Annotated in this window: 13 protein-coding genes; 5 read left to right on the top strand and 8 right to left on the bottom strand. The window is 41.8% G+C overall.

The features are described 5' to 3' along the window. Positions 1 to 84: 84 nt before the first annotated feature. Entirely contained in the window at positions 85 to 534 is a 450-nt protein-coding gene (locus KTE19_RS10360; RefSeq protein WP_217342237.1) for an McrC family protein, read from the top strand. Between the two features lie 180 nt (positions 535 to 714). On the opposite strand, the gene rbsK (KTE19_RS10355) is transcribed toward KTE19_RS10360, so the two are convergent. From rbsK (KTE19_RS10355) to deoC, 3 genes are all read right to left on the bottom strand, one after another. Further along, entirely contained in the window at positions 715 to 1,641 is a 927-nt protein-coding gene (gene rbsK / locus KTE19_RS10355) for a ribokinase (protein ID WP_217164803.1), read from the bottom strand. 18 nt (positions 1,642 to 1,659) lie between these two features. Then, on the bottom strand, positions 1,660 to 2,676 hold the full coding sequence (locus tag KTE19_RS10350) for an aldose 1-epimerase family protein (protein ID WP_217342236.1): 1,017 nt from the start codon (positions 2,674 to 2,676) through the stop codon (positions 1,660 to 1,662). Between the two features lie 99 nt (positions 2,677 to 2,775). Further along, complete coding sequence (gene deoC / locus KTE19_RS10345; RefSeq protein WP_217164799.1) at positions 2,776 to 3,429, bottom strand: deoxyribose-phosphate aldolase; 654 nt, start codon at positions 3,427 to 3,429, stop codon at positions 2,776 to 2,778. A gap of 151 nt (positions 3,430 to 3,580) precedes the next feature. Here deoC and KTE19_RS10340 point away from each other — a divergent pair, with 151 nt between their 5' ends. Continuing rightward, a complete protein-coding gene (locus tag KTE19_RS10340; RefSeq protein WP_249778636.1) occupies positions 3,581 to 4,543 on the top strand; it encodes a sugar-binding transcriptional regulator in 963 nt (320 codons plus the stop codon). A gap of 85 nt (positions 4,544 to 4,628) precedes the next feature. Here KTE19_RS10340 and fucP read toward each other — a convergent pair whose 3' ends face one another. The 3 genes from fucP to rbsK (KTE19_RS10325) all read right to left on the bottom strand — a co-directional run bounded on the left by fucP (position 4,629) and on the right by rbsK (KTE19_RS10325) (position 7,516). After that, complete coding sequence (fucP, locus tag KTE19_RS10335; protein ID WP_217164797.1) at positions 4,629 to 5,987, bottom strand: L-fucose:H+ symporter permease; 1,359 nt, start codon at positions 5,985 to 5,987, stop codon at positions 4,629 to 4,631. A gap of 172 nt (positions 5,988 to 6,159) precedes the next feature. Then, positions 6,160 to 6,555 carry a D-ribose pyranase gene (gene rbsD / locus KTE19_RS10330; protein WP_217342235.1) on the bottom strand — a complete coding sequence of 132 codons (396 nt, stop codon included), beginning with the start codon at positions 6,553 to 6,555 and terminating at the stop codon, positions 6,160 to 6,162. Between the two features lie 28 nt (positions 6,556 to 6,583). Then, positions 6,584 to 7,516, bottom strand: coding sequence for a ribokinase (rbsK, locus tag KTE19_RS10325; protein WP_217164793.1), 933 nt, complete (start codon positions 7,514 to 7,516; stop codon positions 6,584 to 6,586). 293 nt (positions 7,517 to 7,809) lie between these two features. Between rbsK (KTE19_RS10325) and KTE19_RS10320 the strand changes: the two genes are divergently transcribed. Continuing rightward, positions 7,810 to 8,805 carry a Gfo/Idh/MocA family protein gene (locus KTE19_RS10320; RefSeq protein WP_217342234.1) on the top strand — a complete coding sequence of 332 codons (996 nt, stop codon included), beginning with the start codon at positions 7,810 to 7,812 and terminating at the stop codon, positions 8,803 to 8,805. A gap of 144 nt (positions 8,806 to 8,949) precedes the next feature. Here KTE19_RS10320 and KTE19_RS10315 read toward each other — a convergent pair whose 3' ends face one another. Both KTE19_RS10315 and KTE19_RS10310 read right to left on the bottom strand, forming a co-directional pair. Continuing rightward, entirely contained in the window at positions 8,950 to 12,084 is a 3,135-nt protein-coding gene (locus KTE19_RS10315; protein WP_217164789.1) for an AAA family ATPase, read from the bottom strand. Beyond that, a complete protein-coding gene (locus tag KTE19_RS10310) occupies positions 12,084 to 13,217 on the bottom strand; it encodes an exonuclease SbcCD subunit D (protein WP_217342233.1) in 1,134 nt (377 codons plus the stop codon). Before KTE19_RS10310 ends, KTE19_RS10315 begins: the two co-directional genes overlap by 1 nt. A 459-nt stretch (positions 13,218 to 13,676) precedes the next feature. Here KTE19_RS10310 and KTE19_RS10305 point away from each other — a divergent pair, with 459 nt between their 5' ends. Then, positions 13,677 to 13,967 carry an HPr family phosphocarrier protein gene (locus KTE19_RS10305; RefSeq protein WP_217164786.1) on the top strand — a complete coding sequence of 97 codons (291 nt, stop codon included), beginning with the start codon at positions 13,677 to 13,679 and terminating at the stop codon, positions 13,965 to 13,967. 128 nt (positions 13,968 to 14,095) lie between these two features. After that, entirely contained in the window at positions 14,096 to 14,590 is a 495-nt protein-coding gene (locus KTE19_RS10300) for a C39 family peptidase (protein ID WP_217342232.1), read from the top strand. Positions 14,591 to 14,696: the final 106 nt, after the last annotated feature.

Below are 14,696 nucleotides of genomic sequence, written 5' to 3'. Positions count from 1 at the left end.
TCACCTCATACTTAATTAATAATTCTATGGTACTCAAAAAGACGTCTACGAAGTAGACGTCCAGTTATTTAGTGCTTACAATTGATGAGCAGATTGTATGAAAAGTTTTTGTTAAAGTATTATCAGCAACGCTTTTCCAACTATGAAGTAAAATCTGCTTATATTAAATGGGATAAGATGGAAAAGGAAACGCCCCATCTGCCAACCATGCATTCTGATGTTCGAATTTGTGGCCAAAATAGGATAGTTGTTTTAGACGCAAAGTATTATCAGCATTCGTTACAAAGAAATTTTGGCGTCAAAAAATTTCATTCGGATAATATGTACCAAATTATTACGTATGTTCTAAATGAAAGTCGGACTGGCCACAATTCCAATGTTGAAGGAATCATTTTGTACGCAAAATCCAGTATCGGTGGCCATCCGGATGGTGAAATTCATATTTTGGGTCATAGATTTCGAGTCAAGACTTTGGATCTTAATGTTAATTGGCAACAGTTAACAGAACAGTTAGATCGTTTGATTGTATTTTGATCATTGTTAATCCAAGGTTCCACCGCCAATAACTCGCTCACATAATGGGTAACGTGAACGTCATCAAATAGTACTTGTATTTTGTGATTTTCTCTACCCAAAAGATCTCACAATAAAAGATCTCAAGCCATCAACATTGATTGCCTTGAGATCTTTTAATTTATACTATTTTACCAGTTTTCATTGTACCAACCCCGATAGCGTTTTCATTTCCTCCCAAGTTGGATACGACTTCTGTGTTCCCTGGCGAGTAACGGTGATTGCCGCGTACTGATTAGCGTGCTTAAGCGCAGTTGGCACATCTTCTCCTTGAGCAAAGTAGTGGGAGAATGACCCAATAAAGGAGTCGCCAGCGCCAGTGGTATCGACGGCTTTGACTTTGACCGCCGGAATCAGTTCGCTGTGATCTTTGGCAACCCAAAGGACGCCCTTTGACCCCAGCGTTACCATCATATTCTTAACTCCTAAGGTAATCATGTGCCTGGCTGCCTTCTTAATTTCATCCATATCATTGGTTGGCATACCGGTTAGGGTGGCTAACTCAGTTTCGTTTGGTGAGAAGAAGTCAACTTTAGATACATGATTAATGTCCAAGTCTTTGTTTGCGGGAGCGGGGTTCAAGAGCACTGGTACGCCGAACTGGTTGGCCAAGTCGATTGCATGATAATTGGTTTCCAACGGAATTTCTTGCTGTAAGACAATGATCTTAGTATTTTTAATCAAGTCGACATACTTATCCAAAACTTCTGGGGTTAACTCGTTGTTGGCACCCTTGATAATCAGGATTCGATTGTCTGAGGTCGGATCAACAAAAATTGGTGCAGCACCGCTATTCTTAGTGCCAATGCCAACACCGGTGGTATCAATGTGATTTTCCTTAAAATTAGCGAGCTGCTGTTTACCAAACGTGTCATTACCAACCATTGAGACAAAGCTGACCTTGGAACCTAATCTGGAAGCTGCTACGGCTTGGTTAGCGCCTTTACCGCCAAAGCCCATTTGAAAGTCGGGAGCCTCGACAGTTTCGCCTTCAATGGGCATGCGATCAATGTAGGTAATTAAATCGATCATGTTTGAACCAATTACTAAAACGTCACTTTTTGTCATGATAAGTTCCTCCTTAGATTACTTTTCCAATCCAGTTGTTACTTTGAATTCACGGTATTCATGAGCCTTTAACATAATCAAGGTGCCAGCTTTCTTAGCAGCAGCGAAGCCTTCCGGTGTACTGGTCCCGGGAATCACAAATGCATTAACCTGTTGATCTGGATTATAGAGAATCCAGCGAGTACCAATTGGAAATTGCTTTGTTGAAAATTTGGTCAGGAAGTTTTTGCCATTGCCAATGTTGACTCGGAACTCTGCGTCATCGACATACTTTGACAAGTCTGATGAAAAGAAGACGATTTCTGGATCATAATGATTGGGATCGTCTAATTTGTTAATCAACTTACCTGAGGCTTTCAATTTTTCGTTGAATGCCGTCCATTCTGGCGTTGGGTGAACGTGAGCGGGAATAGTCTGGCGAAGCTGGAAAGCCTCATCGGGAACGTTTGAATTCATTTCGGCATTGGCAACATAGGCATAGTTCATATGGCAAAGGTACTGAAACGGCATCGGCTGATAGTTGGAAAGGTTGGTGACCTTTAGTTGAATATCAAACAGTCCACTATCTTGATGGAGGGTGACACTCGGCTCGGCCAGATAATGATCACCAAAGCCCTTAATATATTCATAACTGCTATGGATGGTGATTGTGTCATTGCCAAAAGTTAAGTGCGATTCATTCATTGGTGAAGTTGGAAATTCACCATGCAATTGATAATCGTCTTCGGGTCCTGGGGTTCCGTTAGCTAATAGCCCTGATGTAAATTGGAAACAACCATAGGTGTCGGCAATTCCCGGGCCAGGTAGTGGTTGGGTAAACATATCTTTCATTTTGAGTGAAATATTATCAAAGATTGCGTCCCAAATGATTAATCCTTGGAAGGGGAGCACGGTTAGGGCACCTCTGGAGTTCTTGAGCTTTAAGCCCTCAATCCCTGAAGGATAAGTAAAGGTTTCAACTGTAAAATGATCATCTTTGAACAATTCAAAGGGGGCATCAGTAAACATTGCGTGGCTTAGATTAAGTGATTTCATGAGTTCGGATCTCCTTTATTTTTATATGAAGCGCTTACAATATTTCCTTAAAAGAAACAGAGAATTTGAACGTGATTGAATTCTCTGTTAGGTTAAGTTTTATTCTTTACCGATAATCTTAAGACTAGCGCTGGTTCCTAATCGGGAGGCGCCAGCTTTGATCATATTTTCGGCATCTTCGGCAGAATGAATCCCACCGGCAGCCTTAACTTTAATGCGGTCACCAACGGCCTTTTTCATAATGGCAACATCATGGGCCTTGGCACCACTAGTTGAAAAACCAGTCGAAGTTTTCACGAAGTCAGCCCCAGTATTTGCGACAATATCAGACGCCTTGGCAATCTCATCATCAGTTAATAGCGCATTTTCGATAATCACTTTAATTAGCGTATTACGTTTATGAGCAGCTGTCACAACAGATTGAATATCTTCTTGAACAGCTTGGTAATTTCCACCCTTAAATTCGCCAATATTCATCACCATATCGACTTCATCGGCGCCATCTTCAATCGCTTGGTTAGCTTCGGCAACTTTGATGTTGGTCGTGTTTGCTCCCAGGGGGAAGCCAATCACGGTCGCTGTTTTGACATTGGTGGCGGCTAGTAAATTATGAACATGTGAAACCCAATATGGGTTAATCATCACCGAATAGAAATCATTGTCGATGGCTTCTTTGACAACGCGATCGACATCTTCCTGAGTTGCTTCAGGTTTGAGTAACGTGTGATCAATGTACTGGTTTAATTTTTCCATGAATAAATCCTCTTTTCAGTTTTTCCTGTATATCTTTAATCTATCATTAAATCATACATATGTAAATATAATATATTTACATATGTAAAATAAAGTGATTTATGTTAAGCTTAATGCTAATAACAGGTTTTCTGATGAAAGGCGGCTACCGATGATGGCTATCGCAAAGAGGTCAAAAACAGATGAACATTTCAAGCGACTTGTCAAGATTAGTCGACTGTACTATCAAAACGGCTTAAGTCAAATCGAAATTGCCAAGCAGCTTAATTTATCCCGGCCAACGATTGTTAAAGCACTTCAAGAAGCGCGCAAAGAAGGGATTGTTCGAATAGAGGTGGTTGATCCCTTCGAAGATATTCCGCTGCTTGAACAACAGTTACAAGATAAGTATCAGTTAAAACGCGTCATTGTTACTTTGGAACCTAGCCATACAGAAAAACGGATTTTGACTGATTTGGGCAAAGCGACCGCCGATTATCTTCATGAGATTGTAAAGGATGACGACATTATCGGCATTAATTGGGGCAAGACAATGAAGGCAGTGGCCGAACACTTACGCGAGGATCACCACCAGAATGTCAAAGTCGTCCAGTTAAAAGGGAGCGTCACGAATTCCCGCGAAGGTAATTTTTCCGCAGATATCACTAACAAATTTAATCGGGCTTTTCATACCCAAGCAAATGTTTTGCCATTGCCGGTTATCTTTGGTGATTCTAAGGTAAAAGAAGCCGCAACCAGCGATTATTTTATCAAAGATGTTATTAAAGAAGGCTATGACGCCAACATCGCTATCTTTACGGTCGGGACGACCCGGCCGAACGCCATGTTATTTCGCCTGGGATATCTTGATAACCAACAGATTAAGAAGTTACAGAAAGAAGCAGTTGGCGATGTCATCTCCCACTTTATTACCCGGAATGGTCAGCTTGCTGATCCTCAGCTAGATAAACGAACGGTTGCCATACCATTGGATGAGTTAAAGCACAAGGCTTATTCGATCCTGGTTGCTGGCGGGGAACCCAAGCTTCTACCAATTCATGCGGCGCTCACTGGCGGCTATGCCAATGTCTTGGTCGTTGACCAGGCGGTTGCCAAGGATCTATTAAAGTACTAATTAAAAACAAAAGCGTTTGATCACCTGTAAATAGTGACCAAACGTTTTTATTGTCCCAAATTGTTTGTAATGAAACAGGCTGATTTTATTGATTTTGTTCGATTTGTTCTGGATGAGCAAGATCGTAACGATATTCAAAGAAGAAGTAAATTGTCACGATAACGTAGCAAAGGGTTGGTACGATAAATGAAAGTTGCATTGAACCTGTGAAGTCTGAAACCAATCCTTGAATTGCTGGGATAACAGCACCACCGACAATCGCCATAACCACAATGGCACCAGCGGTTTCAGTGAATCGTTTATCTTCAACCGTATCAAGCGTATGAGCATAAATCGTTGGCCATTCTGGACCGAAGAAGAAACTAGCAGCAATCGCCATCCAAACGGCAGTCATGTTTGGAATCGTCGTTGCGCCGATTAACGTCAACGTCCCAAGGGCTGAGAAGATAGCTAAAACACCGGTAATAGAATGGTCTTTTAACAAGTAGCTGGCAAACAATTTACCAAAGAACCAAGCGGCGTAACTGTAAATCATAAAGGTACTTGCATCACTATCTGAAATGCTGGTATTTAAGTTAAGGGCCAACCGAATGGTGAATGACCAAACAGTGGTTTGCATACCAACATAGAAGAATTGTGCCATGATTCCTTTTTTAAATCGAGTGTTTTTAGCAAGGTACTTAAGGGTTTCAATCAAGCTTGGTTGCGTTGCTTTTTCTTTATCGAGGCTAACGGCTTTTGAGCTAGGCATTGGTGTTAAAGCCAAAATAATTAAAATGGCAATTAAGACAACTAAAATGTACTTGTATGGCTGCAAAGTCATTTGGAGCATCTTTTCACCATAAGCAATTCGTTCAGCACCATGCATGTGACTCATGGTTTCTGACAAATTGCCCACGTGACCAAAGATCAAATATTTACCTAAGACAATTCCGGCAATATCACCAAGTGGCACCAGAGTTGCCGAAATGTTCATTCGGATGTTTGAATACTTACGCGGTCCAATCATTGAACTATAAGTATCACAAGATGTTTCCAAGAAGCTCAATCCAACGGCAATCGCAAAGATTGAAGCTAAGAACATGGTGTAGGTTGCGACTCGTGAAGCGGGGAAGAACATTGCACAACCCACGATATAAAAGACTAAACCAGTCATAATAGCAAATTTGTAACTTTGTTTTTTAATAACAATTGAAGCAGGAATGGCGATTAAGAAATAACCACCATAAAAGGCACTTTGAACAAAAGCAGTTGCAGCATCGTTAAGCATAAAAACAGTCTTAAACTGAGTGATTAAAATATCATTCAGTGATGCCGCTGCTCCCCATAATGGGAAAATTAATGAAACTAATAGGAATTGGAAAATAGGTGTTTTATTGAGATAACCATCGGCATATTGCTTCCAGCCGTGTTTCTCTTCGACCACGTGACGACTTGCTTCCATATTTGAGTCCTCCTAAAGTAAGTGAGCGGAGTCAGGCGGTTAGAAACCGGAAGATAAGTTTCCTTGGTCAGAAATTCCTGGGCTTGGAATTTTTGACCAAGGTGCTTATCTGCAGGTTTCTGCCTGACGCAGCTGTCCTAAAATATAAATTGCAAAAACTAAATCAAATCGATTAGAACGTTACGCCGGATTCAAGAATAATATTTGAAAATGGCGTCATTTCACCGGTCCGCACAAAAGCGTGGCACTTAGCTAAATCTTTTTTCAAATCTGAGTGTGGCATATATTCAATGTCGACATCTGGTAAAACTTCTTTGATCGCTTTTAATTGATCTGGATTCTGAGTTTTAATTTCATCGGCTAAATAAATCTTTTGGACTTTAAGCTCGGCCAAGACATTCTTTAGGACATCCATAAAGCTTGGGATTTCTTTGGTTAACGCCAAATCAATTTTTTTGGTTCCCATTGGGACAGGCATGCCCGCGTCACCGATACTTAACCAGTCCATGTGGCCCATGCCAGCAATAACGGTTGATAACTCTGAGTTAATAACAGTTGTTTTTTTCATTTTATAATTCCTTTCTTGATACTAAATTTTATGATGCTGATTCCTTTTCAACTTTCAAAACTTCACCCAGTGTTGGGATTGAAGGTTGAGCACCTAGTCGTTGAACCGTTAGTGAACTTGCGTGTTGCGCAAACTTTACAGCGGAGACGATGTTTGAAAAGTCGGGTTCAACTTGGGATACAAAGGCGCCGATAAAGGTATCGCCTGCAGCTGTTGTATCAACTGCCTTAACTTTGTATGCAGGTAACATTTCTGACTTACTCTTAGTTGAATAGAAGGCACCTTTGTCACCGATTGTGATGATTAAATTAGCAACGCCCATCTCGGCAAATTTCTTAGCCGTCGCATTCATTGACGCTTCATCAGTAATTTTAATGCCAGTAATTGAAGCACTTTCCAGTTCATTAGGAACAATGATGTCGGTCAACTTCAACAATTCTGGTTTGATGCCATTGCTTGGTGCTGGCGCTGGATTCAAAACGGTTGTTACACCGTTTTGTTTGGCGATCTTAAAAGCAGCAATTGCGGCATCCTGAGGCGTTTCAAATTGAGCAACCACAAAATCTGAATTTTTAATCGTTGGTTCTGCTTTTTGGACCTCTTCGGCAGTGAGTGTTTGGTTGGCGCCGCCATAAACTAAGATGCAATTTTGACCATTATCATCGAGCATGATGTTAGCAGTTCCGGTGCCAACGCTTTCATTTTCGCTAACAAAAGTACTGTCAATTTTGTCGGCTTTCAGTGAATCTAGCATGAATTGACCAGCGCCATCATTACCAATCTGACCAATAAATGAAGTTTGGGCACCTTCCCGAGCAGCAGCTACTGCTTGATTGGCACCCTTGCCACCAGCAGCGTTACTTTTGGAATTAACTTGGACTGTTTCTCCTGCTTGGGGGAAGTTTTTAATTCTAAAAGTTGTGTCAACGTTTAAACTGCCTAAAACTGTTACTTTGTTCAAAAGACCACTTCCAATGTTGTTTAATTGATGTTTACCAAATGCCTCTTAAAAGGTTTTAGACAAACGTTTTACTAAATCCTTTTACAATTGAATAAGATAGCACAATCTGGAATCGCTTTCAACTATTTTATCCGTCAAAAGATTTTTGCACCTCGTCGAAGCCCCGTCAATAAAACGTTTTCAACCACTTAAAATTTTTTTCATATCATTGGGTAGATTCTTTTAGTTGCTAGGAAGAGCTACTTGTCATAAAGTTAATATGTTGAAATTCTACTTGAGAAGGGATAAAGAAAATGATTAAATTAGGTATTATTGGTACTAATTGGATTACCCAGCAGTTTATTGATGCTATCAAGGAGTCTAAGCGCTACCAATTAACAAGTGTCTATTCTCGTCATTTGGGTACGGCTAAAAGTTTCGCTGATCACAATGGGGCAACCGAGACGTTTGATGATTTGAAAACTTTTTTCAATGAGGGGGACTTTGATACTCTCTATATTGCGTCACCCAACAGTCTTCACTTTGATCAGGCGAAACAAGCAATTGATCATGAAAAAAATGTGATTGTTGAAAAGCCAGCGTTTATGAATGTTGATCAAATGGATCAGATCCAAGCATTGTTGAAGGAACATCCAACCGTCCGCTATTTTGAGGCTGCTAGAAATATTCACACGCCAAACTTCCGGTCAATCAGCGAGAAATTGGCTGATCTAAAGCTGATCCAGGGTGCTGAATTTACTTACTCTAAATACTCTTCACGATATGATAAAGTTTTAGCTGGCGAGGAACCGAATGTATTCTCACTGAAATTTGCTGGCGGGGCATTGCAGGATCTAGGCGTTTATACGGTTTATGATGCCGTGACCTTATTCGGTTTGCCAACCGCGGCAACTTATTATCCCCAACTGATTCGCACCGGGGTGGATGGCAAAGGAACCGCTATTCTTAGCTATCCAAATTACAACGTCACTTTGAACTTTTCAAAAATTTCCAATTCGTACATGACTTCAGAAATTTATGGCTTAAAGGACCTCATTGAGCTCGATGATGCGGGTGAAATTCAACGGGTTAACTACATTGATGCAGTCGGTCATCGGAATCCAATTGGTGAGCAAACTGATCAAAATCCGATGCTGCCGGAAGCTCTCGATTTTGCTAGAGTCATTTCGGATCCTGATAATGCTAAGAATAAGCAAGACTACGATCGCTGGCTGAAACTTAGTGTTGGGGTTAATCGCGTTCTTTTTGATTTACGGAAATCTGCCCATATTAAATTTGAGGGTGAGTAGATCAACCGAAGAATAGTTAACAACTAATTAAGGCCATTATTTACTTTAAAAACGGGACTAATTAGCGTGCTCAGTTATGATTACGCTAGCGAGTCCCGTTCTTTAATTGATTAAGTCATTTCAAAAAAGTCTGAATGGACGTTCTCACACTCCCACCATCTTCACCGCACTCTTCCCCTGCCCAATGGCTTGCACCTGAATCTGACAGGGAATACTATCCTTTAGCATGGCCACGTGGCTAATGATACCAATCGTCCGGTTGCTGCTCTCGATGTTTTCCAGCGCCGCCATGGCGGTTGCCAGGGAACTTTGGTCCAAGCTACCGAAGCCTTCGTCGACAAATAGGGTGTCAATGCTGATGCCACCGGCTTCATTTTGGATAACTTCTCCTAAAGCTAATGCCAAGCTTAACGCCACGATGAAGCTTTCGCCACCTGACAGGGTGTGGACACTGCGGGTTTCGCCAACGGTATCATCGTAAACATCAATTTCTAGTCCGGTATCCTTTTGATAGGTGCCGGATTCTTTGTGCAACAAGAGGTGGTAACGACCGGAACTCAATTGTTTCAAATGCTCATTGGCGACGTTCAAAATCTCTGCCAACTGAGCCCGCAAAACGTAGCGCTCCAGTCCCAATTTGGCATCATTATTTCCGGTAACCGTCGAGACCAGCTGCTCCAACTGAGTGAGCTTTTCCTGCTGGTTATGGATATCCTTGTAACTTTTGTTGATTTGCTTCAATGAATTACCGTTTAAAATGTAGCGGTTGTTCTGAGCTTTTGACTCAGTGTTTAAATCATCCCGAACTTGAGTTAATTGAGCGAGTTGGGCCCGTTCTGTCTCAAGGTCAACTGGCTTGTGATCACCGACGTTCTTTTTGTAGGTCTCAATGGCGACTTTGGCACTTTGAACTTGCTGTTGATAGTCTTTGGCCTGTTTTTGGTAATCAGCCAAATCAGAAAGATGCTCCAAGCAAGATTCGAACTTGGACCACTCGGCTGTGCCAAATTGTTTTTGAATTGCGTTAGTGATCAATTTCTGAACCGCCGTCAATTTCTGCTCATTATCCTTGATGTTTTGGTTCAATCCTTTGATCGTGGCATTACTTTCGGAAATTTGATTACTGATTTGGTTCAAATTCTGATTGTTAGCCTTAACCGCATTTTCGTAATTCTGAACAGAATCAGTGATTTCAGCTAAGTAGGTGTCCAGAGTTGCCAAATTCTTAAATTCCGCCGGTAAATCTGCCTGAATCGTTTCTAGGGTGCCCTTAGTTTTCGCCAAATCCTTTTCGTTGGTCTGAAGTTCCGAGTTAAGGCTGGTGGACTTATCCGTTAAAGCACTGAGTTGTTGCTTGATTTGATCCTGCTTTTTGGCTTTGTCGGCCAATTCTTGAAGCTGATCGTCAACGTCACTGATAGCTCGTTGATTTTGATTGATCTGATTTTTGATGACTTGCACGGCACTTTGCAAATCACTAACCGGGTTCTCGGTGATTTTTCGCTCCTCGAATTCAGTAACCAATGCCGCAAATGTCGTTTGAAACTGTCGGGTTTGCTTAGCTAACTGGGCCGTTTGGCTTGCCAATTGAGATTCCTGTTGCGTAGCGGTATCCTTCACTGCCTGCAAGTGATTTTGGGCAGCCTTCATTTGCGCATTGGAAACCGTTCGAACATCGACCACGTGAGCGGGTGCCGGGTGATCCAGACTCCCACAAACGGGGCAAGGGGTGCCATCCTTTAATTGGTCAACTAAATTCATAATCTGATTCTGCAACCAGTTGTTGCGCAACTCATCATAGTTGGTCTGAGTAGTTGCTACCTGTTTTTTGGCAATAAGTAAAGCTGTCTTAGAGGCTGAAACTTGAGCTTCCAGGTTCTGATTTTCGGTATTTTGGTGCCATAAATCCTTCAGTTGTTGCTTGTAATTGGTTAATTGATCGCTGGTTTGCTTAAGCAGATATCGACGATCCTTCAGGGGGTCTCGTTGCTTTAAATCAGTATCAATTTGGGCAGTTTGTTGTTGAAGATCAGCTACTGATTGGTTGGTGGCAGTTATCTGTTTCTTGAGGTCAGCAAGTCGGCCCTCGGAATCTCTCACCAATTGCGCCAAATAGGCGGCCTTTTTGAAAGACTCACGTTGTTTTGTTAAGACGGGGATGCGATCTTTCAATTCCGCTTGAGCACGCTGTTTATCTTGAAGCACCTGTCGAGTTTTCTCTGCAGTCTTTTGCGCAACTTGGTGACTGGTTAATTCATTGGTAGCGGTTGCCAGCTTTGCCTGAAAATCCTGAACGGTTGTCTGGAGCTCTTGAAAATTGTCATACTTTGGTTTTAAATCCTTGGCCCAAGTTAGTTGATCGATCTGGCGGGAAAGTTTGTCGTAGTTGACTTTCTGGGCATTAAGCTCTGCCAATTTTTGCCGTTGCTTTTCCAACTCTTCAATCTGACCATTCATTTTATCCGCGGCATTGATTTTAGAGGATTGCGCCATGATTTGGTCCTGGGCATCGTCAATCCGTTTCTTGAGTGTCGCCAATTCGGCTTTGGCAGCCTTCTGCTGAGCCTTCAAAACCACCATCTGGTTTTCCGTACTTTGGTCTGCAATATCATCGGGTGCATTCACCCAAGCAATGCTTTTCAAGTTATTCTGAATGGTCTGCTGCCACTGCTTAGCGTTGGCGTTCATGTCCCGTAATTTTGTATTCAAAGCATCGCTCCAACGACGGTAAATATCAGTATGGAAAATATTTCTCAATAACGTTTCCTTATCCGAGCTGCTGGCGGCTAAAAACTTACGAAAATCCCCCTGGGGCAGCAAGACAATCTGGACAAACTGTTGGCGGTTCAGTTGGAGAATGCGTTCAATGTTGCCGGTGATTTCTGAAATCCGGCTAATTTCATTAATTTTTTTGTCGTTCTTAAAAAAGCTGAGCGTCCCTTTGGCTTCGTAAACTTTCTGACCGGATCCCCGTTGCTTATTCAATGTTTGTTTAGGCTGGCGGGCAATCACGTATTTTTTGCCTTGATGTTCAAACGTCAGTTCAACTTTCGTTGGCAAATCAAAGTCAGCAAAATCCGACCGTAAACTTTCTGGGTCACGGTCTTTGGTAATGCCGTCGCCGAATAACGCAAAAGTGATGGCATCAAAGATGGTGGTCTTGCCGCTACCGGTGTTGCCGGCGATCAAAAAGACAGGGGACTGGTCTAATTTGTTAAAATCAATGGTTTCATCTTCATAGGGACCGAAATTTTGCATGTGTAATTTTAATGGTTTCACTATTTTTTACTCCCATCATTGGCAGCCTTCAGTGCTTCAGTGGCCCACTTTTTTTGTTGCTCAGTTAAGTCCTCTTTGGCAATTTGCTGATAAAAATCGGCTAAGAGTGCCATCGGGTCTTTCTGGCGGATTTGTTTGCCACTTTCTCCCCGATAGTCGATTGTGGTTTCATACCCGTTTTCCCGGTCCAACGAAATGATGTGAGGATAGATGTTTCGTAATTGCGCGAGAACGTTTGGAATTGGCTTGGTATCCTGCAGGGTGATGCCGTAGTAGTTATCTAGATTCAATTGCTGATAAAAATCCTTATCGGTTAAGGTCGCAAAAGTTTCCGTTAATTTCTGGACATCCCACAACGGTTTGATCGGCTTAAAGGTCAGCTTTACTGGATCGGTGTCCACGATAAAGACGCCCTTTTGCTGGTTGGCTTCGGACAATGAGAACTTGACCGGCGAGCCGCTATATCTGGCGTTGTCAGCGTGAAGGGCGTCTTTGCCATGCAAATGGCCGAGGGCAACATAATCGAAATCTTGAAGGAGAGCAACCGGTACGGCAGCCAGTCCACCAACGGTTAGCTGGGTTTCAGAAGCGGTCTGAGTACTGCCGTCCGCGAAGAAATGGGCCACTAAAATGTGTTTCTTCTGGGGATTAAATTGCGTCTTCATCTTCTCGGCAATTGGTTTAAATGCCTGATCCAGATGCTTGATCGTTTCATCGTTGAAGTATTGTTGAGCATCAAAAAGTTCAAAGTAAGGCAATAAAAAAAGTTGGGTGTCAGGCAGCTCAATTGGTGTAAAGGCCTGGTTCAGCTTAGTATGCAGGTAAAAGTCGGTTTGCTTGAACCACTTGGAACCGATAGATAGGCGCGTGGCACTGTCATGGTTGCCGGAAATGGCGTAGATGGGAAATTTGTCCGTTAAGTTTAACTTCTCAATCATTTGGTTCAAAAGAGCCACTGAATCTTCGGCGGGCATGTTGCGATCGTAGAGGTCGCCAGCAATGATGATCCCGTCGACTTTTTCGTCAATGGCAATTTTTTCGATTTGCTCAAAAGCATTCTTTTGTTCGGAAGTCAGGTCAAAGCCATGCAATCGCCGGCCAATGTGCCAATCAGCAGTATGTAAAAAGCGCATATGATTACGTCCTTTCAATATCATAATTTATGATAGCTTTCATTATATATATACGGATTAAGTTCAGACTGTTTTGAGTATATCTCTGGTGAAAATTGAAAGCAATCGCGGAATGACGCTCAGTCGTAATTTTTTCAACCACAAAGACGAGCCCCCAAGTTTGAAAGAGAAGGGCATCATTATTGCTTTTTAATAGGTACGGACAGCTTCCATTAAAAATAGTATTTACGAAAAGCCAATGGATATTTATAAAATAATGAATCAAATAGAATTACAATTACTTTCAAAAGAAGTTCAGAATTTTGCTAAATGATTATGTTAAAATTTACTAAAATATCACTTTTCGACACCATTTATCGTAAAATAACCATTGATTATAAAATTGAAATCGCTTACACTATAAACTAAAGTTAATTAATAAAAAAGTCATTTATAAAATCTGAAAGAGGGACATTTAAAATGTTAGAAAAAGAATATCGAGTTAATGCCGAAACCGGAATTATGGCTAGACCTGCGACCCAGCTGGTCATGGCCGCAAACGACTATCAAGCAAAAATCACTGTTTTTTACCGTCAGCAACGCGCTGACCTCAAGTCAATCATGGGCGTAATGTCGCTTGGAATTCCTAATGGCAGCGACATCCGGATTCAAGTAGAAGGTGAGGATGAAGTTGAAGCCATGAATGGGATTGATGAACAGCTGAAGACTGAAGGACTGGTTGAAGATGTAGACGTGAGACGGGAAGCTTAGAAATGACTTTTCGTCAATTAAATTTCATGATGATCAAATAAAATCACTAGCTATTGAGTTGTTTTGTTGCTCAATTAACGAGTGACTTTTGGGTTGTTTTCCAATGAGTTAGCTAAAGGAGATTCTTCATGCCCACCACTAAACTTTCCGTTCCACTCATTACCCAGCGGCCAGAGTTACCGACCGGTTGTGAAATTACGGCCGTGACAATGATGCTGCGGTATGCTGGCGCAAATGTCGATAAAGTTTCACTTGCTCATGAAATGCCGTACGACCACTCTGATCCAAATAAGGGCTTTGTAGGAGATCCATTTACCGACAATGGGGACAGTATCTATCCATCAGCGTTAATTAAGCTGATTACGAAATACGCTGGAAAAGCGGTCAACTTAAGTGGTCAGCCGATTAACGAATTGAGCGAGTACCTTGCTGATACGAAGCATCCGATTGTAACTTGGGTTGGTCAATTTGACGGTTTTAATACCCATGCGCTGATTATGACCGGATTTGATGATAAATTGGTCTATTATAATGACTGTTGGACCGGTGAACAAACATCAATGCCAATTTCAGCTTTTGAAGCAATTCGAATGTACAAACAAAAGCTGGCGTTAAGTTATTAGTAGAGATTGGGATCAGCTGTTTGTCGGTAAGCACTAAATAATTGGACGTATTCAAAAAGGCATTCGAGCATGTTATTCTTCAGATAACACAATCGAATGCCTTTTT

Origin of the sequence: Lentilactobacillus dabitei, from assembly GCF_019061365.1 — a bacterium.
GTDB classification, from domain to species: Bacteria; Bacillota; Bacilli; order Lactobacillales; family Lactobacillaceae; genus Lentilactobacillus; species Lentilactobacillus dabitei.
This window is presented reverse-complemented; position numbering and strand designations above follow the sequence as displayed.